The organism is Haemophilus pittmaniae, from assembly GCF_900186995.1.
Lineage (GTDB): Bacteria > Pseudomonadota > Gammaproteobacteria > Enterobacterales > Pasteurellaceae > Haemophilus_D > Haemophilus_D pittmaniae.
In genome coordinates, this window is sequence record NZ_LT906463.1 from 1901532 (window position 1) to 1926021 (window position 24490).

Annotated in this window: 19 protein-coding genes; 8 read left to right on the forward strand and 11 right to left on the reverse strand. The window is 40.7% G+C overall.

Translation table 11 applies throughout. The features are described 5' to 3' along the window. Nucleotides 1–25 precede the first annotated feature (25 nt). Complete coding sequence (sppA, locus tag CKV74_RS09105; RefSeq protein WP_164703792.1) at nt 26–1888, reverse strand: signal peptide peptidase SppA; 1863 nt, start codon at nt 1886–1888, stop codon at nt 26–28. A gap of 102 nt (nt 1889–1990) precedes the next feature. Here sppA and CKV74_RS09110 point away from each other — a divergent pair, with 102 nt between their 5' ends. After that, a complete protein-coding gene (locus CKV74_RS09110) occupies nt 1991–2548 on the forward strand; it encodes an NAD(P)H nitroreductase (protein ID WP_007243128.1) in 558 nt (185 codons plus the stop codon). Nucleotides 2549–2640: 92 nt separating this feature from the next. Here the strand turns inward: CKV74_RS09110 and fdhD are convergent, their stop codons facing one another. Then, nucleotides 2641–3444: a formate dehydrogenase accessory sulfurtransferase FdhD gene (gene fdhD, locus CKV74_RS09115; protein WP_007243109.1), complete on the reverse strand. Its 804-nt coding sequence runs from the start codon at nt 3442–3444 to the stop codon at nt 2641–2643. Nucleotides 3445–3722: 278 nt separating this feature from the next. Between fdhD and fdnG the strand changes: the two genes are divergently transcribed. The 3 genes from fdnG to CKV74_RS09135 are packed head-to-tail and all read left to right on the forward strand — an operon-like array spanning nt 3723 to nt 8452. Next, nucleotides 3723–6806 (forward strand): formate dehydrogenase-N subunit alpha, encoded by a 3084-nt coding sequence (gene fdnG, locus CKV74_RS09125; protein ID WP_164703793.1) that lies wholly within the window; start codon nt 3723–3725, stop codon nt 6804–6806. A gap of 1 nt (nt 6807) precedes the next feature. Then, nucleotides 6808–7743: a formate dehydrogenase subunit beta gene (fdxH, locus tag CKV74_RS09130; protein ID WP_007243122.1), complete on the forward strand. Its 936-nt coding sequence runs from the start codon at nt 6808–6810 to the stop codon at nt 7741–7743. Beyond that, entirely contained in the window at nt 7736–8452 is a 717-nt protein-coding gene (locus CKV74_RS09135; protein WP_039847901.1) for a formate dehydrogenase subunit gamma, read from the forward strand. Before fdxH ends, CKV74_RS09135 begins: the two co-directional genes overlap by 8 nt. A gap of 238 nt (nt 8453–8690) precedes the next feature. Here the strand turns inward: CKV74_RS09135 and CKV74_RS09140 are convergent, their stop codons facing one another. The 9 genes from CKV74_RS09140 to CKV74_RS09180 form a co-directional block, all read right to left on the reverse strand. Continuing rightward, nucleotides 8691–9176, reverse strand: coding sequence for a C40 family peptidase (locus tag CKV74_RS09140; RefSeq protein ID WP_095177053.1), 486 nt, complete (start codon nt 9174–9176; stop codon nt 8691–8693). A 49-nt stretch (nt 9177–9225) separates the two neighbouring features. Continuing rightward, entirely contained in the window at nt 9226–9522 is a 297-nt protein-coding gene (locus CKV74_RS09145) for an integration host factor subunit alpha (protein ID WP_095177054.1), read from the reverse strand. A gap of 3 nt (nt 9523–9525) precedes the next feature. Then, nucleotides 9526–11916 (reverse strand): phenylalanine--tRNA ligase subunit beta, encoded by a 2391-nt coding sequence (gene pheT, locus CKV74_RS09150; RefSeq protein ID WP_007242552.1) that lies wholly within the window; start codon nt 11914–11916, stop codon nt 9526–9528. A 49-nt stretch (nt 11917–11965) separates the two neighbouring features. After that, nucleotides 11966–12955 carry a phenylalanine--tRNA ligase subunit alpha gene (gene pheS / locus CKV74_RS09155; RefSeq protein ID WP_007242573.1) on the reverse strand — a complete coding sequence of 330 codons (990 nt, stop codon included), beginning with the start codon at nt 12953–12955 and terminating at the stop codon, nt 11966–11968. A gap of 193 nt (nt 12956–13148) precedes the next feature. Further along, entirely contained in the window at nt 13149–15104 is a 1956-nt protein-coding gene (locus CKV74_RS09160; RefSeq protein WP_095177055.1) for a site-specific recombinase, read from the reverse strand. Between the two features lie 145 nt (nt 15105–15249). Then, a complete protein-coding gene (gene fbpC, locus CKV74_RS09165; protein WP_007242583.1) occupies nt 15250–16302 on the reverse strand; it encodes a ferric ABC transporter ATP-binding protein in 1053 nt (350 codons plus the stop codon). Between the two features lie 24 nt (nt 16303–16326). Further along, a complete protein-coding gene (locus CKV74_RS09170; protein ID WP_095177056.1) occupies nt 16327–18384 on the reverse strand; it encodes an ABC transporter permease in 2058 nt (685 codons plus the stop codon). An 11-nt stretch (nt 18385–18395) separates the two neighbouring features. Continuing rightward, nucleotides 18396–19433, reverse strand: coding sequence for an ABC transporter substrate-binding protein (locus tag CKV74_RS09175; RefSeq protein ID WP_095177057.1), 1038 nt, complete (start codon nt 19431–19433; stop codon nt 18396–18398). Nucleotides 19434–19511: 78 nt separating this feature from the next. Continuing rightward, nucleotides 19512–20552 (reverse strand): ABC transporter substrate-binding protein, encoded by a 1041-nt coding sequence (locus tag CKV74_RS09180; RefSeq protein WP_007242556.1) that lies wholly within the window; start codon nt 20550–20552, stop codon nt 19512–19514. 167 nt (nt 20553–20719) lie between these two features. On the opposite strand from CKV74_RS09180, the gene udk reads away from it, so the two are divergent. The 4 genes from udk to CKV74_RS09200 are packed head-to-tail and all read left to right on the forward strand — an operon-like array spanning nt 20720 to nt 24330. Continuing rightward, on the forward strand, nt 20720–21361 hold the full coding sequence (gene udk / locus CKV74_RS09185) for a uridine kinase (protein ID WP_007242576.1): 642 nt from the start codon (nt 20720–20722) through the stop codon (nt 21359–21361). A 9-nt stretch (nt 21362–21370) separates the two neighbouring features. Then, nucleotides 21371–21955 (forward strand): dCTP deaminase, encoded by a 585-nt coding sequence (gene dcd, locus CKV74_RS09190; protein ID WP_007242557.1) that lies wholly within the window; start codon nt 21371–21373, stop codon nt 21953–21955. 3 nt (nt 21956–21958) lie between these two features. Further along, entirely contained in the window at nt 21959–23155 is a 1197-nt protein-coding gene (locus tag CKV74_RS09195; protein ID WP_007242515.1) for an AsmA-like C-terminal region-containing protein, read from the forward strand. Beyond that, nucleotides 23155–24330, forward strand: a complete 1176-nt coding sequence (locus CKV74_RS09200; protein ID WP_007242553.1) for a sugar transporter — start codon at nt 23155–23157, stop codon at nt 24328–24330. The genes CKV74_RS09195 and CKV74_RS09200 overlap by 1 nt, the downstream gene beginning before the upstream one ends. Nucleotides 24331–24490: the final 160 nt, after the last annotated feature.

Sequence of the window (24490 nt, forward strand, 5' to 3'; positions counted from 1 at the left end):
TATACAACAAATTAATATCATCTATTTAGTTTAATTTTCCGCAGCTAAGGCAATAGAGATACTGTCCTTGTGGATCATTGAACTGGCGTAAAAAGGATAGCGGCCGTTGAGCTTGTGTAAACACGTTTGATAAACCAAACCATTCGGCTAAATAGCTTTGACTCTTTTCTTTAAAGCGGCGATCCAAACGGCCAAGCCAACTATCATCTTCCTCGACTAACCATTCCACAGAAAAATCTTCCATTGCACGTTCCGGTTGTTGGTTTACTAATTCGCCCGCTTTCTCTACTGCTGCATCAAAATCCCCCAATTCATCCACTAGGCCGAGTTTTAACGCATCACTTCCCAACCACACCTGTCCTTGGGCTATTTTATCCACAGCTTCCGGTAATATTTGGCGGCCACGGGAAACGATATTTAAAAAACGTTGATAGCCATTTTCAATGGCCAATTGATAAATTTCTTCACGACTTTTATTCATTGGGCTGAATGCCGAACTTTCTGCCAATTCTCCGGTAGAGACACCATCGGCATACACGCCCCATTTTTTGATACTGTTTTCAAAGGTTGGCGCTAAGGCAAAAATCCCAATGGAACCGGTAATGGTATTTTTATCGGCCATAATGTAATCCGCGGTGGAAGCAATCCAATAACCACCGGAGGCCGCCATTCCGCCCATGGAAACCACCACCGGTTTACCGGCTTTCTGTAGATTTTCGGTTTCTTGGCGAATCAATTCGGAAGCAAAAGCACTCCCGCCCGGTGAATTGATACGTAATACTACGGCTTTCACCCGTGGTTCATCGTAAGCCTTGCGTAATAAGGTAACCACGCTATCACCGCCGACATTATCCGAATCACTGTCACCATCAATAATTGCACCTTCCACATTCACTACAGCAATCAAATTTTGTGCCTGCTCCTGGCCTTCTAAACGATCCGGCAAGGCATCTAAATAATCCTCATACGCCAATAATTTCGGTGCGCCTTCTTCATCTTTGCCAAATAGCTCGCGTAATTTGTCATCCACTTCTAAACGGGTGGCAAAATCCGTCACTAATTGACGCTGTTTCACATAGGCCGTTTCATCACCGCGTAAGGCCTTAAGTTCTGCAATATATTGACGTGGTGCCGGCAATAATTGGGTTGACGTAATATGTCGATTGGCCATAACCGTTTGCTGATAATGTTGCCACATGCCGCTTAACCATTTTTGAGCGTTGGCTTTGGCTTGAGGTGACATATCATTGCGTAAAAATGGTTCTACTGCGGCTTTGTAGGTGCCTACACGGAATACGTGCGGTTCTACTGCCAAATTATCGAGTAATTCTTTGTAGTACAGGGTTTCTTGACGTAGCCCGTGAATATCCACCACACCAAGACCGTTTAAATAAATCTGATCGGCAAAGCTGGCTAAGAAGTACTGGCCTTGCGAATAATTATCCGCATACACAATCACCGGTTTCGTGGATTCTTTAAAATTACGGATAGCCTGCCCAATATATTCTAAGGATGGTAAATCGCCGCCCTCAAAGTAATTGAGATCCAATACTAAACCACGAATACGTTCATCATCTTTGGCATTTTCTATCGCATAAACTACATCAAAGGTCGAAATTTTGCCCGCCACACGACGATTATCCAAGCGTAGCAATTCATCCTGCCAGCGCGGCATCATTTCCCGATTATCCGCTAGATAACCATCAAGGTTTAATAGCAAGGCACCTTGATCGCCGGATAACAATGTATGGCTTTTCGAGGCAGCAAACAGCCCGATAAATGTGAGTAAGCATAGAGTGAAAAGAATAAAAACGGCATTCATCACCAGATTGCGCACAAAATTAAGCACCATCCAGCAGCCCTTAAGGAGTTTAAAAAAAGGATTCATAAACTTGATTTGGTTAGCAAAAAAGTGCGCGTAGCGTATCACAAGCAGGCGTTAAAAACTATGCTATAATCCACCGTCTATTTGCTTAATTAAGGATTTATTATGGATGCTTTAAGCCTTTTAACGAGCCGTCGCTCGACTAAAAAACTGAGCGCACCGGTACCGAATACCGAGCAACTCAATGCATTATTTGCTGCCGCACAACGCGCGCCCGATCACGGTAAATTACAGCCTTATCACTTTGTCGTTATGCAAGGCGCCGGCCTGCAACGTTTGGGCGAATTATTGAAAGCCGCAGTAGAAGAATTCGAACTGGGTGAGGAGCGCTTAAAGAAAGCAGAAAATTTCGCTGCTCGTGCACCTATGGTCATTGCGGTAATTGCGAAAATTAACCAAGAAGCGGAAAAAGTGCCGGGTTGGGAACAGATGCTAACCGCCGGCTGCGCCACCTATGCCTTGCAATTGGCTGCTGCGGCGCAAGGCTTCAGCAGCTTTTGGGCGAGCGGTCCCTTTGTCAATGGTAGTGCTTTACGTCAATCCTTGGGCTGTCGGGAGCAGGATAAAATTGTCGCCCTATTACAGCTTGGTACGGCAATCGAGCCTTCCGATAAGCCATTACGAACTACTAATCTAGAAGAACTGGTCGACTACTGGGAATAATTTCATTTTAAAATCAACTCTAATAAAATCAATGACTTAGAATTGATTTTTGAGAAAACTCTAATAATTAAGGGGGCGTTTGGCCGGCGGACTTAGTCCTTGGTTAAACGCTCACTACCGCAATAAACATTGGCTCGACCCGGACGAACAAAACCAAGCAGGGTCAAATGATAGCGCTCAGCCATAGCGACTGCTAAATCAGTGGCGGCAGAAATTGCTGCTAACATTTCAATCCCGCAACTAATGCTTTTCTGTACCATTTCATAACTGGCTCGACTGGACACCAATACAAAGCCTTGCGGCTTGCCTGCTTTAGCATGCCAACCAAGTAATTTATCCAACGCGACATGCCGCCCCACATCTTCGCGAATCGCCAACATTTCACCTTCAGCCGTAAAAAACGCTGCAGCATGAGTAGCGCCGGTAATCTGCGCCAATTCCTGATGCGCTTGTAATGTTTCTAAGCATTGATCTAACTGCTGTGGATTGACTTTTAAATGCTGCTCGAGCGGAGTTAATTTTTTATATACCTGATCGATTTGCTCGGTGCCGCAAATACCACAACCGGTGCGTCCGGTTAAGGTGCGCCGATGCTCCTTGAGCGCCATAAAACGACGCGAGGAAAGCTCAATTTGCACTTCAATACCATTACATACTTCCACCACATCAATACCATAAATCTCCTGTGGTTGCTCAATAATACCTTCGGTAAGGGAAAAACCGAGGGCAAAATCCGCCAAATCCTGAGGTGTGGCCATCATCACGGTATGGGCAATGCCGTTATATACCAAAGAAATTGGCACTTCACAGGCGAGGTTATCGGTTTTGTCGGTTAAGGAAAATTCTTCGTCAGAACGACGAAAAAATTGGATATTTTTTTCGAGAAATCGATTCATAACAATGGTTAATATTGAGAGCTATTTTCATTTAACGAGGTATTTACTTTTTTTTAACAAAAATAGGTAAATTTGTGATCTAACGCAAACTTTTCCCCCGAACTACCCCGTAATGATTGTAGATTTTTGGTTAAAAAATAAGTATTCTGAGCCACCTTTAATTGGTTTATATCGACCAATTGGGCGTTACAATATTGTAACGAAATTCAATCATTTAGTCAGACGAATTTTTACTATCTAATACTCTAACGTCAATAGTCGTTGGAAAAGGAGTGATTATGCAGGTCTCCAGAAGAAAATTCTTTAAGATCTGTGCAGGTGGTATGGCGGGAACTTCTGCCGCGATGCTGGGTTTTGCCCCGGCTACGGCATTGGCAGCACCACGCGAATATAAACTTTTGCGTGCTTTTGAATCCCGTAACACTTGTACTTATTGTGCGGTAAGCTGTGGTATGTTGCTATATAGTACCGGCAAACCTTACGATACCTTAAGCAGCCATACAGGCACCAATGTCCGTTCAAAATTATTCCACCTCGAAGGTGACCCAGACCATCCAGTAAGCCGTGGTGCACTCTGTCCTAAAGGTGCGGGCGCATTGGATTACATCAACAGTGAAAGCCGTAATCTATATCCAGAATACCGCGCGCCGGGTTCCGATAAATGGCAACGTATTTCTTGGGAAGATGCAATTAAACGCGTTGCTCGTTTACTCAAAGATGACCGTGATGCTAACTTTGTTGAAAAAGACGCAAGTGGCAAAACCGTTAACCGTTGGACAACTACAGGTATTATGACCGCCTCCGCCATGAGCAATGAGGCTGCACTTCTTACCCATAAATGGGTGCGAATGTTAGGCATGGTGCCGATGTGTAACCAAGCGAATACTTGACACGGACCAACGGTAGCAAGTCTTGCTCCATCATTTGGTCGCGGTGCGATGACAAATAACTGGGTTGATATCAAAAACGCCAATCTTATTCTTGTGCAAGGTGGTAACCCTGCTGAAGCTCACCCTGTTGGCTTCCGTTGGGCGATCGAAGCGAAGAAAAACGGTGCAAAAATCATCGTGGTTGATCCTCGCTTTAACCGTACAGCTTCTGTTGCTGACCTTCATGCACCAATTCGTTCCGGTTCTGATATTGCATTCTTAATGGGTGTGATCCGTTACCTATTGGAAACCAATCAAATTCAACACGAATACGTAAAACACTATACCAATGCTTCATTCTTAGTTGATGAAGGCTTCAAATTTGAAGATGGTTTATTCGTTGGCTTTGATGAAGAAAAACGTGCTTACGATAAATCTAAATGGAATTACCAATTCGATGAGAATGGTTTCGCTAAACGTGATATGACCTTACAAGATCCACGTTGTGTAATTAACATCTTGAAAGACCACGTTTCTCGCTATACGCCAGAAATGGTTGAACGTATCACTGGTGTAAAACAAAAAACCTTCTTACAAATCTGTGAAGAAATTGGTAAAACCTCTGCGCCAAATAAAACCATGACGCACTTATACGCGTTAGGTTTTACGGAACACACAATCGGTTCACAAAACATTCGTTCAATGGCGATGATCCAATTACTCTTAGGTAATATGGGTATGCCGGGGGGCGGTATTAATGCATTACGTGGACACTCAAATGTTCAAGGTACTACAGATATGGGCTTATTGCCGATGTCTTTACCGGGTTATATGCGTCTACCAAATGACAAAGATACCTCTTATGAGCAGTATATCAATGCGATTACGCCAAAGGATATCGTACCAAACCAAGTAAACTACTATCGTAATACTTCGAAATTCTTCGTCAGTATGATGAAAACGTTCTACGGTGATAAAGCCACCAAAGAAAATGGTTGGGGCTTCGATTTCTTACCAAAAGCAGACCGCTTATACGATCCTATCACTCATGTTAAGTTAATGAATGATGGCAAATTAAACGGTTGGATCTTACAAGGTTTCAACGTATTGAACTCATTACCAAACAAAAACAAAACTGTTGCAGGTATGAGCAAATTGAAATTCTTAATCGTAATGGATCCGCTTCAAACTGAATCCTCTGAATTCTGGAAAAACTTTGGTGAATCAAACAATGTAAACCCAGCAGATATTCAAACTGAAGTATTCCGTTTACCAACCACCTGTTTCGCAGAAGAAGATGGTTCTATTGCTAACTCAGGCCGTTGGGCACAATGGCACTGGAAAGGCTGTGACCAACCGGGTGAAGCCTTACCAGATGCTGAAATTCTTTCTATGATTCGTGAAGAAATGCATCATCTTTATCAAAAAGAAGGTGGTCGCGGTATCGAATCATTTGAAGCTATGACTTGGAACTATGCTCAACCGCATTCGCCAAGCGCTGTAGAATTAGCGAAAGAGTTAAATGGTTATGCACTTGATGACCTTTACGATTCTAATGGCAACTTAATGTATAAAAAAGGCCAATTACTCAGTGGTTTTGCCCATTTACGTGATGACGGTACCACCTCATCGGGTAACTGGATCTACGTTGGTCAATGGACCGAAAAAGGTAACCAAACCGCAAACCGTGATAACTCTGACCCATCGGGTTTAGGTTGTACATTAGGTTGGGGCTTCGCCTGGCCGGCAAACCGCCGTATTCTTTATAGTCGCGCATCACTTGATATTAACGGTAATCCTTGGGATAAAAACCGTCAATTAATCAAATGGAATGGTAAAAACTGGAACTGGCATGATGTAGCTGACTATGGTACACAACCACCGGGTAGCGATACGGGGCCGTTCATTATGTCTGCAGAAGGTGTAGGCCGTTTATTCGCTGTAGATAAAATTACATCAGGTCCATTACCGGAACACTATGAACCAATTGAAAGTCCGATTGACACAAACCCACTACATCCAAATGTAGTCTCCGATCCGACTGTTCGTATTTATAAAGAAGACCGTGAATTTATCGGCTCAAACAAAGACTTCCCTTATGTGGCAACGACTTATCGTTTGACCGAGCACTTCCACAGTTGGACAGCTCAATCTGCATTAAATATCATCGCGCAACCACAACAATTCGTGGAAATCGGTGAAAAATTAGCTGCAGAAAAAGGTATCCAAAAAGGTGATATGGTGAAAATTACTTCTCGCCGTGGCTACATCAAAGCCGTTGCAGTGGTAACGAAACGTTTGAAAGATTTAGAAGTCGACGGACGCACCGTACATCACGTGGGTATTCCAATTCACTGGAACATGAAAGCCTTAAATGGTAAAGGTAATCGTGGTTTTGCGACTAATACCTTAACGCCTTCTTGGGGTGAAGCGGTCACTCAAACACCGGAATATAAAACATTCTTGGTAAACATTGAGAAAGCGGAGGCATAACATGGCAGGAAATGGTCAAGGCGTTCAAACGCAAGACATTATTAAGGTCTCCGCTACGTCAGGCTTAACGCCGGCACCTCAAGCGCGAGATCATAAAGTTGAAGTAGCAAAATTAATCGACGTATCCACCTGTATCGGTTGTAAAGCCTGTCAGGTGGGCTGTTCAGAGTGGAATGACATTCGTTCTGATGTTAATGCTCAATGTGTGGGGATCTACGATAACCCAGTAGATCTCAATGCAAAAGCATGGACTGTGATGCGCTTTAACGAAGTGGAAGAAAACGATCGTTTAGAATGGCTAATCCGTAAAGATGGCTGTATGCACTGTTCCGAACCAGGCTGTTTGAAGGCCTGCCCTTCACCGGGTGCGATTATCCAATACAAAAATGGTATCGTAGATTTCCAATCGGATAAATGTATCGGCTGTGGCTACTGTATTGCTGGCTGTCCGTTCAACATTCCACGTATGAATCCAGACGATAACCGTGTGTACAAATGCACTCTTTGTGTGGATCGTGTTTCTGTAGGCCAAGAACCGGCCTGCGTGAAAACCTGTCCAACCGGTGCAATTCGTTTTGGTTCTAAAGAGGAAATGAAGGTTTATGCAGAACAACGCATCGCCGAATTAAAATCCCGCGGTTACGAAAACGCAGGACTTTATGATCCGGAAGGTGTTGGCGGTACACATGTTATGTATGTATTACATCATGCCGATAAACCAGAACTTTATAGCGGTCTACCGAAAGATCCACAAATCGACCTCACAGTAACCTTGTGGAAAGATATCTTGAAACCGGTAGCTGCGGTAGCAATGGGTGGTTTAGCACTTGCTGAAATCGGCCACTACTTAGCTGTAGGTCCAAACGTTGAAGAAGACGTAGAAGATCATCACCATAAATTTGAAGAAGAAGATAAAAAAGGGGGCAAAGATGAGTAAGATTGAGATTAGCAATGATACTCGAATCATTCGTCATAGAACGCCTGCTCGTTTCAGCCACTGGTTACTCGTAATCTGCTTTTTTATGACGATGTTCACTGGTGTGGCATTCTTCTTCCCAGATTTTGCGTGGTTAACTGAAATTTTAGGTACTCCGCAACTGGCTCGAGCAATTCACCCATTCACCGGTATTATTATGTTCGCTGCCTTTATTTTCCTTGGCTATCTTTACTGGGATCACAACATTCCAGAGAAAAACGATATCCGTTGGTTAAAAGGCATGCTTGAAGTATTAAAAGGAAATGAACACGCTGTTGCTTATAACGGTAAGTATAACCTTGGTCAAAAAATGTTATTCTGGACATTGAACTTGGCGATGGTTACCTTGCTTGTAACTGGCATCATTATGTGGCGTCAATATTTCTCGCACTACTTCTCTATTCCAGTATTACGTTTTGCGATTTTACTTCACTCTTTAAGTGCATTCATGTTGTTTACCGGTATCTTGGTACACATGTACATGGCATTCTGGGTGAAAGGCTCCATTCGTGGTATCGTGGAAGGTTGGGTAACCGTTCGCTGGGCGAAAAAACACCACCCTAAATGGTATCGTGATGAAGTCCTTCCTGAATTGGAAAAAGATCTCCAAAACGAAGCTGAAGGCAAACATGTCAAAACAAAAGCTTTATTTAAAGGCATCAATGGCTAAAAACTAAAGCTTAAAAGAGCGACCAATTGGTCGCTCTTTTTATTATCGACAATATTTTTTCTAAATAATACGCCCCACTATTTTCCAGAATTTTTCTAAAAATACAATATAAGTCATTGATTTTATTATGGTTGTCTAAAAATATCCTTTATACAAAAAAATAATGGCAGTATTTAAATCCAAGACATAAAAAAACCGCAAACTAATAAACAGATTGCGGTTTTTTTATATAAACAATTTAAATACGACGTACTTGCCAAAAAGTTTTCGTCCAATAAGGACTATTCATTGAAGAATAAATCACTCCACCTTTAGTTGATGCGTGCAAGAATTTATCTTCTTTAACATAAATTCCTACATGGTATCCATTTGGCCCTCGGCCGGTTTTAAAGAATACCAAATCGCCAGTTTGAATGTCCTGTTTACGCACCAATTTACCGTATCCGGCCTGATCACTGGTTGTTCGCGGTAAACTGATATTAAAACGATCCATAAAGGTTTTTTGTACGAATCCGGAACAATCAATACCATTACGCGATTGCCCCCCCAGCACATATGGCGTTCCAGCCCACTCGTATTGCTGCTCACTCAACATCGCGATCGCCATAATAGGATCATCAATTCGTCCTTTATAGTTCATTGCATATTGATTGCCACCAAGCCCAGAACAGGCCGTTAGACATAAGAAGCCACCGACTAATAGAAAATGCTTTAATGATTTCATTGCATGCCTAAAAAATGCGGTTCGATAAAACCGTCCCGCATCTTTATTGCTAAGGTTTAACCTTTACATGTTCAAGGCGGCCGCGTAATTTTTGTCCTGGTTTAAAGGAAACAACACGACGTGCTGAAACCGGTACGCTTTCCCCGGTTTTTGGATTGCGTCCTGGGCGCGAAGCCTTATTGCGCAATTCAAAATTGCCAAAGCCTGATAACTTAACTTCTTCACCAGAAGCCAACGCAATACGGATTTCTTCAAAAAAGCCCTCAACCAGCATTTTTGCATCGGCTTTATTCAAATTGTGTTTTTTACTTAAAAACTCAATGATGTCGATTTTGGTCACTGTCATAATTTACTCTCTTAACTCCGCATTAAAACGTTGTTTCACTTCTTTTAAAACTGCTGAAATCACAGTATTGATTTCTTCGTCAGATAAGGTTTTTTCATTATCCTGGATTGTTAGGCCGATTGCTAGGCTCTTATAACCACTTGGCACACCAATACCTTGATAAACATCAAATAAATTAACTTGGACAAGTTTCTCGCCACCTGCAGCTTGGCATGCTGATAGTAAATCACCTGCCGGCACATCTTCAGCAACCACTAATGCCAGGTCACGACGGTTCGCAGGGAAGCGGGAAATTTCTTTCGCAGTTATGACTTCACGCACAGCTAGAGGTTCCACTAACACTTCACAAACGAATGCTTTACCATTAATACCGATTTTTTGTGCGATAGTCGGATGTAATTGACCAATAAAACCAATTTCTTGCCCATCCAATTCAATTGAGGCTGATTGTCCTGGATGGAGTGCGGCAAAGCTTTTCGCAACAAATTTTACCCGTTTGCCCGCAGCACTCAACGCAAAGAGATTTTCCACATAGCCTTTCAGATCGAAGAAATCTGCAGGTTGGGATTTTTCTCCCCAAGATTCGTTGTTTTTCGCACCAGTCATTACCGCAGCGAACACCGCTTCTTGACGCACTCCGAACTCAGCTTGACTATCCGGAATAAAACGAAGTCCGTGTTCAAATAAACGGATACGGCTTTGTTGACGATTTTGGTTGTATAACACCGCCCCTAATAAGCCTGTCAAAAGTGACACTCGCATTGCAGACATTTCTGAGGAAATCGGATTTGGCAACACAATCGGCTTAATTTCCGGATGTAACAAGCTCTGGATTTTCGGATCAACAAAACTATAGGTAATCGCCTCATAGAAATCGCAACTAACTAATGCGGTTTTGAAGGTTGAAATTTCAACATCGGACTCCCGATGCTCACGCATTCTTAAATGTGCTAATGGCGCATTGTTTGGAATGCTGTTGTAACCATAAATTCGTGCAACTTCTTCAATCAAATCTTCTTCAATTTCAATGTCAAAACGCCAGCTAGTCGATGTTACCGTCCATACATTATCCGCGTAATCTACGGCAAAACCTAATCGATTGAAAATATCGGTGACGGTTTCAGTCGGAATGTGGTGACCTAATAATGCATCTAATTTTTCGCGACGTAAGCTAACGGTATTGACTTTCGGTAGATAGGTTTCATCCACAACCTCACAAATCTCACCGGCTTCCCCACCACAAATTTCCAATAATAATGCCGTAGCCCGTTCCATTGCCTGACGCTGTAAATTGAAATCCACACCACGTTCAAAACGATGGGATGAATCCGTATGTAAACCATATTGTCTAGCACGGCCGGCAATAGCCAACGGAGCAAAAAAGGCGGCTTCAAGGATAACATCTTTAGTTGTTTCAGCATTCACGCCACTGGCTTGTCCACCAAAAATACCCGCCATAGCCAATGGACCGTTGCAATCAGCAATGACCAACGTATTGGCTTGTAATTTTGCCGTAGAGCCATCGAGTAAAACCAAACTTTCACCTTCTTTGGCTAAACGCACCTGTACCGGCTGAGCAACTTTTGCTGCATCAAATGCATGCATCGGTTGACCTAATTCAAGCAATACATAGTTGGTAATATCCACAATCGGATCTATTGAGCGAATATCGCAACGGCGTAATTTTTCCTGCATCCAGATTGGTGTTGGCGCTTTTACATTGACATTTTTCACCATACGCAACAAATAGCGCGGACAGGCTTCTGGGGCTTTTAACTCAATAGAAACTTTATCGCTAATCGTAGCAGCAACCGGTGTAATTGAAGGTTCTTTCATTGCTTGTTGATTGATTACTGCAACCTCACGAGCAATACCCGCAATACTTAAGCAATCAGCCCGGTTTGGCGTCAAACTGATTTCAATGGCTTTATCATCCAAATCTAAGTATTGACGTAAATTCATGCCAATCGGCGCATCCTGTGGTAATTCGATAATGCCATCTGCATCAACATCGATACCTAATTCACTGAAAGAACAAAGCATACCTTCGGACGGTTGGCCACGCAGTTTAGTTTTCTTAATTTTGAAGTCACCTGGTAATAAGGCACCTTCGGTTGCACAAGCTACTTTTAGTCCCTGACGACAATTAGGTGCACCACAAACAATATCTAATAAACGTTCGCCACCGACATTAACTTTTGTCACTCTTAATTTATCGGCATCCGGATGTTGTGCACACTCAACAACTTCACCTACAACCACGCCATTAAACTCACCAGCAATTACATCAACACCATCGACCTCTAGGCCAAGCATGGTAATTTGTTCACATAATTGCTCAGTTGTTACCGCCGGATTTACCCATTCTCTTAACCAATTTTCACTAAATTTCATATTTTATCCTTTACTCATTAACGCAATGTGCTTTCTTATTCACTGTCGATTATTTAAATTGTTTTAAGAAACGAAGATCATTTTCAAAGAATGAACGTAGATCAGTCACGTTATAACGCAACATTGTTAAGCGTTCCACCCCCATTCCCACAGCAAAGCCCGAATATTCATTCGGATCAATACCAACATTGCGTAATACATTCGGATGCACCATTCCACAACCTAAAACCTCAAGCCATTTACCATTTTTCCCCATAACATCCACTTCGGCAGAAGGTTCAGTAAACGGGAAATAAGATGGGCGGAAACGAACTTGTAAATCCTCTTCAAAAAATGCACGTAAGAAATCATGCAATAGACCTTTAAGTTCAGTAAAGTTTGCTTTTTTATCTACATAAAGCAATTCAATTTGATGGAACATTGGGGTATGGGTTTGATCGTAGTCATTTCGATACACTCGACCTGGCGCCATAATTCGAATTGGTGGCTGCATTTTTTCCATTGTACGGATTTGCACACCTGAGGTTTGGGTTCGCAATAGTAATTCTGGATTAAACCAAAATGTATCATGATCCGCACGAGCCGGATGATGCTTCGGAATATTCAATGCGTCAAAGTTATAGTAGTCACTTTCAATTTCAGGACCACTCTCTACACTGAAACCTAATTCAGAAAAGAATTTTGTCACACGATGAATAGTTAATGTCACAGGATGCAAAGCCCCCATATCGACCTTACGACCAGGTAAACTAACATCAACCCTTTCCATCTCTAATTTAGCATTAAGCTCTGCAAGCTCCCAAGCCGACTTGGTTTCATTTAAAAAATCTAATGCAGCCTGTTTAGCCTCATTAATTTTTGCTCCTATAGCCGGCCGCTCTTCCGCGGCGACATTGCGTAGTTCTTGCATCAGTTGGGTAAAATGTCCTTTTTTACCAAAATATTCCACTCTAATTTCATCCAATGCGGATAAGCTTTTATCTTGAATTGACTCGATTGCCGATTTTGCCTTTTCGACAAGCTCTTGTAGATGTTGCATAATTTCCTCTAGATTCTTACTACGTAATACAAAAAATTTCGCCAATAATAATACCTACGCCCTAAAAAATCACGTTTTTATTTTATAATTCAATATGTTTCATCAGTTTATCCGTTCATCTAAAAACAAATATTTAATCATTTTTTAAACGCCTAGTTATAAAGTCTCGCATCATATCCTATTAAGCTCAGTATCATTTATTCAATTGAATTGGAAAAAATAAGCTCAATGGGCGCTTTTTCACAATTTGACAAACTTCATGCCAAATTGGCCACCAGCTATCAATTTCCGCATTCAAAGAACGCAATGCCACCCAAAGCGTTAATGAAAAACTGACAATTAAATTCACTAAACCAATCAACAATACAAAACCAATGCATTGTAAAAGCAATGAATAGGCGAATTGTCCGCTCACTGCAATATAGCCTACATTCGCAGATGAAAATGCCACATGACGAATATCTAACGGAAGATGCGTTAAGTAACCTACCACACCGGTAATCCCAAGCAACATACCAAAACAAAGGTTACCGATAAGCGAGCCATAATTCTCATGCATATAATTAGCAAATTTAACGCGAGACTTCTCCGACATCAATTTTTTCAATAACGGATGTTGCGTTAAACGCATACGCATATTCAAATAATTGCTACGGTTATCAAAATACCCCGAAATAATCCCCGAGCAGAATAACCATACACCCGCAATGGCTGCAAACCATAAGGTTCCCGCAAAAGGATCAATACTATGCAACTGATAAGCGATTTGATCAGCATTCATCAACGGCTCACCTGTTTTATATTGGTAACCAAAAGCAATCAATGCGGCCAATCCCATCGCTATGAGCACATTGCCTAGCACTGCAATACTTTGAGAGCGAAATACATCCACTAATAATTGGGCTAATTTCATATTGACGGTTTTACCTTGAGGCGTTTTCTCGACGGCCTCAGCAAAACGAGCGGCTGTCATGGCAGGCTGTTTCGTTGCAACAGTAAAATGCAACATAAAGATCACCATAAAACCTAAGCCGTAATTCAAGCCTTCTGCAATGCCTTTCCAGACTTTGTCATCAATGATACTGCCTAGATAGGTTTTAAATAGCGCCATCAATGCAATTAATACTCCACCACCTGCGGCAGAATAAAACATTGCCCAATACTCTTTTTTATCTCGAGTAATGTAATGCTCACCATGATCGCCTGCATTCTGCGTAACACTACGAGCCATTAATCCTGAGCTTTGTTTCCATAGTCGCGAAATACTATGACGTTCTGCTGCCGCACGGGCAAAACAACCGGTTAATAATAAGATTCGACGCGGCAAATAGCGATTTGAAACAAAAATCGCCATCAACGTTTCTAATCGTTCTAAAGTCTGGGAAAGACGTTCCAATAAATACGCCGTATTTAAGGACGATCCCACTACCGCTCCTCGTTTTTGCAAACGCTCAACTAATTTTTTACATTGGCTAAACATTACCTGTAAATGGCCATCATCAAAAATCGTTGATTGGCGACGCGCCTGCAGCCAATCCACCACTTCACGGTGTAATGCCACAAAAGGAGAATCGGCATTCAACAGAGATGGTTCCATTCGCATCAGTTCAGGATCCATATCTTCAGCAGCAATCCAAATTGAAAGCATTTCAATGGCAAATAATCCTTCACTTTCAATATGGTTTCTTAAACGTTCACGATCTTTTTGTTCTGTATAACGGGTTAAAATACCAAATACGCCTCGCCACGTTTTTAAGGGAACGGCATCAATCCAACGAGCATCATTTTTATCGCTAAACAATAAATAGAAAATATCACGTAAATCATTAATATCTTTAAAAGACGGATTGAAACGCTCATAAATACGCGTTTTCATTTCTTGTCCAAAACCGCCACGTGTAAGAATGCCGCTACTAATAAACAACGGGTAAAGGCGTAAGTCACATAACCAACCACATAATAATTTCGAAACAGAACAGCCTAATTCTTTATCGTTCTTTAAGATAAACTTAAACAAATGCAAGGTTGGAGAAATTTTTTCTGTGGGGCTATTACGTAATAATTGGCATAGCCCTTCCACAAGACCAAAGGCATCGTTTTCCTCGACTTTATTACGCAAAAATTGCGGTAAAGTATCAGGTTTTATCATGCTTTCCTCCTTCAATCGTTTATATTCAAAGGGCAAATATTATACAGTTCTGTTGAGGAAAATAAAAATGAGAGGAAAAGTGCGGTCAATTTTGAAAGGATTTTAAAAGAAAAGGCGTATGTTTCCATACGCCCTTAGATTGACATTATTTCTCTTTTTTCAACAAGAAAATACCTTGTTCAGAGAAGTTCACATAAGCGTGTTTGAGATTAGCATTGAAGTCTTCTGGTTTGGTGTTAATGAGCAATTCTTTGCCAGCCCAAATTGCCACCACTTCCCAATGGTTACCCATATAGACTGCACTCTTAATTTCACATTGTTGTGCTGCCTCGCCTTCTGCTTTTAAGTAAATCGCTTCAGGACGTACGCCCACTAAGCATTCGCCATCGGGTAAATTAAATTGCGCGGCATTACTTAATGGCAATTTGTAACCATTAACATCAATAGTGTTATTTTCCAATTTAGCTTCAAAGATACTCGATTCGCCCATGAAGTTTGCTAGGAATAAAGAGTTTGGACGCAAATAAAGCTCTTTTGCAGGTGCCTTTTGCATGATTTTACCTTTATTCATGACGATAACTTCATCGGATACCGCAAATGCTTCAGTTTGGTCATGAGTCACATAAAGTGAGGTAATGCCTAAACTTTGTTGCAGTTCACGAATTTTTTCACGCATAGAACGACGTAAGTTGGCATCTAAGTTACTTAATGGTTCATCAAAAAGTAATACTTTGGGTTTTAACACTAATGCACGCGCTAATGCCACACGTTGTTGTTGACCACCTGAAATTTGATCCACGAAACGATCTTCAAAACCTGCTAAGTCAACCAACTCTAATGCTTCTTTTACACGTTTAGCGCGTTCTTCTTTGCTCACGCCTTGCATACGTAAACCATAGCCTACGTTATCACCGATACTCATATGTGGGAACAACGCATAAGATTGGAATACGATACAAATATCACGATTTTGAATAGATGATTTGGTTACGTCTTCACCATCAATAAAAATCTGACCTGAAGTTGGGTTTTCTAAGCCAGCCACTAAACGTAACACAGTAGTTTTACCACAACCAGATGGCCCTAATAAGGTCACCATGGTGCCACGTTTAATAGTTAAATCTAAATTATCAATGACTGTGGATTTACCAAAAGATTTAGTGATATTTTTTAATACTAAGAAATCATTATTACTCATAATATTTACCTACAACTTAACGAGTTAATTCATTTTTTTCGCTTTAGAACGGGAAATTCGGGTATCACCCACAATCCAGTCAAAGAATAAAATAATGGCCATCATAACTACTATCAGAATTGAACCATACGCAATTGCTATGCCATATTCACCATCTTCTACACGATTTAGAATATAAGATGTGGCAACACGAGTATCTGCTGTAACTAAAAATACAATTGCACTTACTGTAGTCATTGCTCGAACAAAACTTGTGACAAGGGCTGAAAGTAAAGCCGGCTTCAATAAAGGGAAAACAATAAAACAAATCGTTTTAAAGGAACTACCTTTTAACGATAAGGACGCCTCATCTAAAGATTTGTCTAATTGCCCCAATCCTGCAATAGCCGCCCGCATACCTACAGGCATATTACGCATAACCATTGATAAAACTACAATTAATGCTGTTCCTGTTATATAAATTGGGGCATCATTAAAGGCCAATATATAAGATACCCCAGCAACTGTACCTGGTACGGCAAAACATAACAAAGTGAGAAACTCTAAAGTTTTTTTGCCTTTAAACTCCCGTCTCACTGTAATATAAGCAATAAGCAAGCCAAATAATGCTGTTATTGGTGCTGCTGTTGCAGCAAAAATAACTGTTTGAATTAGAGATGGCCATGCACCATCACTAAAGCCTTGACCAAATAACGTAATATAATTTTTAAGTGTTAAAGTATAATCAACACCCCAATTCACCGTAAAACTACCGTAAAAAATACTACCATATAACAGTACATTAAATACTATCCAAAATGCTAACACAAAAGTAATAGCGTACTTCATGGTTACAGGAAGATCTTGCACATCACCACGATAAGACTTACCCGACACAGTAGTGTATGAGCGATTACCAATCCACCAATATTGAATAATAAAAATACCCAATGAGAAAATAAGAAGGATTGTTCCCAATGTACTTGCAGATGCATAATCTAGCTGAGACCCCGCTATATAAAAGTAAATTTGAGAAGAAATAACATCAAAGCTTCCGCCCAAAACTAATGGCGTACTGAAATCTGCTATAGACTGAATTGCAACAACTAAAAAAGAATTTGCTAATGCAGGTTTAAGTAATGGAAAAATGATATTGAAGAAAGTTTGGTAACGATTTGCACGCAAGGTGTAAGAAGCTTCTTCAATTGATGGATGGATAGACTTTAAAGCGCCTTCCAATATCATGAAAGACATTGGCGTCAGAGCAAGTGTATGTGCAATTACAATCCCTGTAAAACCATATAACCAGTTACTTTCAAATCCCAAATACTCAACTAAATAATGGGTAATATATCCTGAACGACCAAGCATTAATGTCACCCCCAAGCCAACAACAAATGGAGGGGTCACAATTGGAAGAATAGAAAATATTTTACCAATAACTGCACTACGCTTTGCAATTCTAGTGGTATAAAGAGCAAATACTAAACCAAACGCTGTTGCCAGAATACCTATTGTCCCTGCTACAGCAAGTGAGTTTAAAATGATACGTACAACATAAGGCTGTTTAACAATATCGAGTACCTGCCCAGGAACAAATTCATCTCCTTTATAAAACATAGAGATAAAAATGGCTAAAGTAGGATAAACAATAAAGAAAAATATAAGTAAAACAATACTCAGTAATGATGCGATAACAAATTTATCACTTTGCATTACTTTCATTTTTGCAAGAGCGTTCGTTGAAATACCTATTAAGGCAATTGTAAGAATAAATTCAGAATAACCTAGACTGAATTTTTCAACACTTGCAGAAATCATTACAAAAGAAAAAATTAAGCAAGCTAAGAAAAACTCTACTTTACCTTGTAGTACGGTTCCTCTTCCTCTATATAAAAAAGAAAATATTGGAATAAGAAACAAAGAACCAAACCAAAACCAACTCAAATTTATTGAACTCCATCCCATGGCCGCAAGGATTTCATCTTCTGTTGAATCAAAAATACCATAATATAATGCCATAGAAGGTAAAAGGGCAAAGCCTGCCATAGCAAGCATTACCCAAAATAGATTGGAATTGAGAAAATAATACTGCTTTCTCATAAAGCCTCCATTTATTTATTTAATTTAACTTCTCTAACCCAGCGATCAATTAAGCCACTACGAACATCTGATGCACCAAATTTATTAAAATCATAATTAATTAAATTTAACTCATTAGATTTCAATGCATAGGGAGAAGATGTAGCATTTACATTTGTAAGAATGTGGTGAGATTGTGCTTCTTTCCAGGAAATTTCTTGTGCTTCTTTAGACATAACCCAGTCAACAAACAATTCTGCATTTTTTAAATTTCTAGCATTCTTAATTACACTCACCCCACCCAATTCATAACCGGTACCTTCGCAGGGAACAACAACTTCAATTGGGGCGCCATTCTGTTTCTCAAAAGAATAGTTTTGTAAAAAGCCAATACCAATTGTAGTTTCACCCCGAGCTAAGTTATGAGCAGGTGCTGTTCCAGCTTTAGGATACTGTGAAATATTTTTATCTAGTGCTTTTAAATAATTAAATGCCTCATCCTCTCCCCAAAGCTGTACAAATGTTGCTATTGCGGTATACGCCGTTCCAGCACTTTGGGGATCTGAAATTTGAATTTCGTTTTTAAATTTAGGATTAAGTAAATCTTTCCAACATTTTGGAATTTCAGTAATTCCTAATTTTTTCAGTTTTTCTGTATTAACTCCAAAACCTAATACCCCCATATAAACTACTGAGCTATAGTTTCCCTTACGGCGCCCAGGATCTTTAAATTGAGGCATAACTTCTGCCAACATTGGTGATTGATATGCAGTTAATAAATCCATCTCTGCTGCCTGAGAATGGGTATCAAATGTTCCGCCATACCATACATCAGCCTGAGGATTATTCGTCTCAGCCTTTATTTTCGCTAAGGTACTCCCTGAACTGTTGCGAATAAAACTAGCATCCACATTGTATTTTTGAGCAAAAGATTGCACTTGTTTTTCACATACTGAGTTTTGGGCGCTGCAATACACCACTAAACGGCCTTCAGCAATTGCTGAGCTATTAAAAAAGATTCCACTAAATAAAACTGCTGACAGACTCAAAGATATAGTTGATTTTTTCATCGATTCACTCCCTTTTATATTTTTAGCTACAAACTAAACAAATTAGGCGGGCATCACCCCGCCTAATTCATCTGTAAATTATTTCGCTAACTTAACATCTTGAACCCATTTTTCAATTAAGGCTTTGCGTTGTTCGGTCGCACCATATTTTTCAAAGTCGTAATTGATCAGGTTAAGTTTATTTGGATCAAATGCGGTTGGCGATTGCTCTGCTGTGGTATTAGTTAAGATTTGTAAGGAGTCACCTTGTTTCCATGCTAACTCTTGACCTTCTTTAGATAATGCCCAATCCACGAATAATTTTGCATTATCGATATTACGCGCACCTTTTAAGATACTCACGCCACCTAATTCATAGCCGGTACCTTCACAAGGTACAACTAATTCCAAAGGCGCACCTTGACGTTTTTCAAGCGCATAATCGTGTAAGAAACCAATACCTACAGCGGTTTCACCACGTGCCGCATTGCGAGATGGAGTTACACCTGATTTAGTGTATTGAGATACATTTGGATGCAATGCTTTCAAGAAATCAAATGCTTTTTCTTCGCCCCAAAGTTGGACGAATGTAGCAAGAGCCGTGTACGCTGTACCTGCACTTTGTGGGTCCGCAATTTGCACTTCACCTTTTAAGCGAGGATCTGTTAAATCTTTCCAGCATTTTGGTACTTCTTTAATACCTAATTTTTCTAAGCGTTCGGTATTCACTCCGAAACCTAAGATTCCCATATAAATAGCTGATACATAATGCCCTTTGGTCTTAGCTGGATCACGGAAACGCTCTATGATTTCATCAATATGTTTTGATTTATAAGGTTCTATTAAACCTAATTCTGCAGCTTGAGCTTGCGGGTCGAATGTACCGCCAAACCAAACATCTGCCTGCGGATTATTTTTTTCAGCTTCAACTTTGGCAAAAGTACTGCCAGAACCATTACGAATAAAAGATGTTTTTACATCGTATTTTTCACCAAACGCTTTTGTGGTTGTCTCACATAAGATGTTGGTTGCACTACAATACACAACCAAACGACCTTTAGCGGCAGCATTACCGGAAAAAGCTAATCCGGCTGTCAATAAAGCGGTAGATACGGCAAAAGAAACTCTAGCTAATCGCATAACAATAACCTCAGTGTTAATTTAATAAATAAAAACGTGCTGATCCTAAAAGAAAAAAGCCCAAAATACCGTGAGCTCGTTCACAAAATAAAAATTTTCCAAATAATGAATTCCTAGCAATTTTTCTTTATAATTACTTCTAATTTTTCTTGAAATTAGGTCGCTCTATGTCCAATCAATCCTGCATTATCATTGCAATTACCGGCGCTTCCGCCTCTGGTAAAAGCTCCATTGCCTCCACCGTCCACAAAGAACTTTGTCACGAATTGGGTTGTCAAGAAATCGGTATTATCGCCGAAGACAGCTACTACAAAGATCAAAGTCATTTGGAAATGAGCGAGCGGATAAAAACCAACTACGACCATCCAAATTCAATGGACAGGGATTTACTAATTCAGCATCTAAAATTCCTCAAAAACGGACAAGCCGTAGATATCCCGGTATATAGTTACGTGGAACACACCCGCACCAATGAAACCAACCACTTCACACCTAAACGAATTGTTATCCTGGAAGGCATATTGTTATTGACCGATGAACGGGTTCGTCAATTGGCCGATATTTCTGTATTCGTTGATACTCCGTTAGATATTTGCTTTATCCGCCGTTTGCAACGAGATATGGAAGAACGTGGACGTTCATTACAGTCAGTAATTGATCAATATCGCGCGACCGTGCGGCCGATGTTTTTACAATTTATTGAACCATCCAAACAATATGCCGATATTGTGATTCCTCGAGGCGGTAAAAACCGGATTGCGATCAATATGCTGAAAGCTCAGATTCTTCACTTACTTAACCAAAAATAAGGACATCATATGCGCTTGTGCGATACTGATATTGAACGCTATCTGGACGAAGGAACTATCTCACTAACCCCTCGCCCGGCCAATGACAAAATTAACGGAGCAACCATCGATGTTCGCTTAGGTAATTCCTTTCGAGTGTTTCGTGATTATTCTGCACCTTATATTGACTTAAGTGGCCCAAAAGAAGAAGTTTCCGCACAATTAGAATCAGTGATGAGCGAAGAGATTATCATTGCCGATAACGAAGCCTTCTTTCTTCATCCTGGCGTGTTAGCGCTAGCAACAACCTTAGAATCTGTCAAACTACCAGACAATATTATTGGTTGGCTTGATGGTCGTTCTTCGCTTGCCCGATTAGGTTTAATGGTGCATGTCACCGCCCATCGCATAGACCCAGGTTGGGAAGGCAAAATCGTACTGGAATTCTATAACTCCGGTAAGCTTCCATTAGCATTACGCCCTAACATGGTAATTGGCGCACTTAGTTTTGAAGTGCTTAGCGGACATGCTGCACGGCCTTATAATCGTCGCCAAGATGCTAAATACCGTAACCAACAAAGCGCTGTTGCTAGTCGTATCGATAAGGATGAGTAAAAAATGAAAAAGATCGCAATCGGCCTTTTGATCGTGCTAATTGCGGTCTTTGCCTTTTTTTATCTGCGTCTTAACGGCTTCGTTAATCAAATCAATGAACAGCTAAGTCGTCGTCAAATAGCCGTACAGTCCATCGAGCTATCGTTCATACCAACTCCGGCAATTACCCTTAGCAAGGTAAAATATCAACAATTTTCAATGGCATCGCTAAATGCCCGTTTAGATCTTGGCCAATTTATTCAAGGTCATGCCATCTTGCGGGAACTATCCATTCACGAGGCCAAATTTAGCGATGATGCCATCAATAGTATCGATGTTGATGCGCAATTTAGCGGGCTTTATCTCAATAATTTATTGACCCGTAATTTACCTTTTAAGAGCAACGGAGAAATTCATATCAATCTGGCCAAGCCGGTTTATGGTAACAATCGCAAATTTGTGTTTGCTTTCAATAAAGGCAATATTTCCAGCCAACAAAACGGCCACTATTTATTGCAATTTGTTGATAGTCGTTTAAATGGGCAAGCCATAGGCTATATTGAAAGTTATCTGGATCTCTCCGAGCCAGATAAATCATTTACCGCCTATATGCGTCCTGATTGTCAAACTAGCTGTTTAGCTACCTTAAAAATCGCTAAACAGAGTAGGAACGGACAAAGCAGTTTAAATTTCTTTGGGAATAATTTTCCGATTGAGCGTTTAAGTAAAATCCTTAGCCTGCCGAATACTCTAACTGGCAATGCAGATTTTGATATTCAACTACAATTTAAACAGTCCTTACTAAGCCGTGGACAAATGGATTTCGATGTTTACAATGGCGAGCTTCTTGGTTTTAACCTACTAGATTTGGCAGCGCAATATCTACCAATTAATTATAATCAGCAACTACTTAATGGTAAGGAACTCAATACGGCCTACCAACACCTGAGTTCAAGCGCCTCAATTGATGAAAATAAATTCCGTATTCAAAAACTACAATTACAGGCACCACTATTTGAAGCTAAAGGACAAGGCGAAGTGAATTTAACTCAGGCGACATGCGATTTCGAAATAGGCTTAAGTCCGACAAGCGAAAAATATCGTCGATTAACGCTACCTATTCATTTTTTTGGTAGCTGCTATTCACCACAATACAAAATTCAATTCAACAAGGATGTACGGGATCAAATCAAAGCATTGCTTAAAGAGAAGTTAAAATAATGTCGTTTTACCACAAAGTGGAAAAAATTCAGTCCTGGCGGGTCATTCTAATGGCTTGCGCAGCCTTTGTATTCAACACCACAGAATACGTTCCCATCGCCCTCTTATCGGATATTGCCGAAAGCTTTTCCATGACCACCGCCCAAACCGGGCTGATGGTCACCGTCTATGCTTGGACAGTACTGACTATGTCTCTACCCGGCATGCTATTGACCGGAAAAATGGAGCGTCGTGGGCTTCTGATTAAACTTTTTCTACTCTTTATTGCCAGCCATATTTTGTCGGTGATTGCGTGGAATTACTGGATCTTGCTACTTTCCCGTATCGGCATAGCACTCGCCCATTCCATTTTCTGGTCAATCACCGCGTCCTTAGTAATGCGGGTCGCGCCGAAAACTAAGAAAACCCAAGCCTTGGGGATGTTGGCGGTGGGCACGGCTCTTGCGACTATTTTAGGCTTACCGCTCGGTCGCTTAATCGGTCAAGTCGTAGGTTGGTGGGTAACCTTTGCCATTATTGGAGCGCTTGCGCTAGTCATCATGCTGTTGTTGATGCGCATTCTGCCGAATATTCCAAGCAAAAATGCCGGTTCCTTAGCCAGCCTTCCCGTCCTGGCCAAACGTCCGTTGTTGTTAGGCATCTATGGTACCGTCTTGATTGTGATTGCCGCACACTTTACTGCCTACACCTACATTGAACCTTTTATGTTACAAATCGGTGGGTTGGATCCAAATTTTGCCACCGCGGTATTATTGATTTTTGGTGTGTCAGGATTGCTAGCTAGCCTTCTATTTAATCGCTTATATCGTCTTGGCCCGGCCAAATTTATCGTAAGCGCCGTATTATTGGTGGGATTGTCGCTCGCCTTGCTATATTTCTTTGTGCAAAACGAAATTTCCATGGTGGCAATTGCCTTACTATGGGGAATCGGCATTTCTTGCATCGGTTTATCCATGCAAATGCGGGTGTTGCAATTGGCTCCTGATGCTACCGATGTAGCAACGGCTATTTTTTCTGGGATTTATAATGCGGGCATCGGTGCCGGCGCACTACTTGGCAACCAAATTATGAACCATATTGGATTGCAATATGTTGGCTTTAGTGGTGCTATTTTTGCACTACTCGCGCTATTACTGTTCTTAGCTGTGCATTATAAATATCGGGTAAAGGCCTAAATACACGCATTACTCAAAAAATGTCACATTTCCTAAAGACTTTAAAAGCATCACTAATAAAATCAATAAGTTACAATGATTTTTAGGCAAAACTTTTAAAATCGAGGGGGCATTTAGATGTCACATTCTTCAAACAAAAAGCCCATCGAACACTCGATGG

Excerpts from the sequence above, each read along its gene's own strand:
- pheT (WP_007242552.1), bottom strand. The coding sequence starts at position 11,916 with ATGAAATTTAGTGAAAATTGGTTAAGAGAATGGGTAAATCCGGCGGTA.
- CKV74_RS09180 (WP_007242556.1), bottom strand. The coding sequence starts at position 20,552 with ATGCGATTAGCTAGAGTTTCTTTTGCCGTATCTACCGCTTTATTGACA.
- pheS (WP_007242573.1), bottom strand. The coding sequence starts at position 12,955 with ATGCAACATCTACAAGAGCTTGTCGAAAAGGCAAAATCGGCAATCGAG.
- CKV74_RS09160 (WP_095177055.1), bottom strand. The coding sequence starts at position 15,104 with ATGATAAAACCTGATACTTTACCGCAATTTTTGCGTAATAAAGTCGAG.
- CKV74_RS09135 (WP_039847901.1), top strand. The coding sequence starts at position 7,736 with ATGAGTAAGATTGAGATTAGCAATGATACTCGAATCATTCGTCATAGA.
- CKV74_RS09200 (WP_007242553.1), top strand. The coding sequence starts at position 23,155 with ATGTCGTTTTACCACAAAGTGGAAAAAATTCAGTCCTGGCGGGTCATT.
- CKV74_RS09110 (WP_007243128.1), top strand. The coding sequence starts at position 1,991 with ATGGATGCTTTAAGCCTTTTAACGAGCCGTCGCTCGACTAAAAAACTG.
- CKV74_RS09195 (WP_007242515.1), top strand. The coding sequence starts at position 21,959 with ATGAAAAAGATCGCAATCGGCCTTTTGATCGTGCTAATTGCGGTCTTT.
- sppA (WP_164703792.1), bottom strand. The coding sequence starts at position 1,888 with ATGAATCCTTTTTTTAAACTCCTTAAGGGCTGCTGGATGGTGCTTAAT.
- udk (WP_007242576.1), top strand. The coding sequence starts at position 20,720 with ATGTCCAATCAATCCTGCATTATCATTGCAATTACCGGCGCTTCCGCC.
- CKV74_RS09175 (WP_095177057.1), bottom strand. The coding sequence starts at position 19,433 with ATGAAAAAATCAACTATATCTTTGAGTCTGTCAGCAGTTTTATTTAGT.
- fdhD (WP_007243109.1), bottom strand. The coding sequence starts at position 3,444 with ATGAATCGATTTCTCGAAAAAAATATCCAATTTTTTCGTCGTTCTGAC.
- fdxH (WP_007243122.1), top strand. The coding sequence starts at position 6,808 with ATGGCAGGAAATGGTCAAGGCGTTCAAACGCAAGACATTATTAAGGTC.
- CKV74_RS09140 (WP_095177053.1), bottom strand. The coding sequence starts at position 9,176 with ATGAAATCATTAAAGCATTTTCTATTAGTCGGTGGCTTCTTATGTCTA.
- CKV74_RS09145 (WP_095177054.1), bottom strand. The coding sequence starts at position 9,522 with ATGACAGTGACCAAAATCGACATCATTGAGTTTTTAAGTAAAAAACAC.
- dcd (WP_007242557.1), top strand. The coding sequence starts at position 21,371 with ATGCGCTTGTGCGATACTGATATTGAACGCTATCTGGACGAAGGAACT.
- CKV74_RS09170 (WP_095177056.1), bottom strand. The coding sequence starts at position 18,384 with ATGAGAAAGCAGTATTATTTTCTCAATTCCAATCTATTTTGGGTAATG.
- fbpC (WP_007242583.1), bottom strand. The coding sequence starts at position 16,302 with ATGAGTAATAATGATTTCTTAGTATTAAAAAATATCACTAAATCTTTT.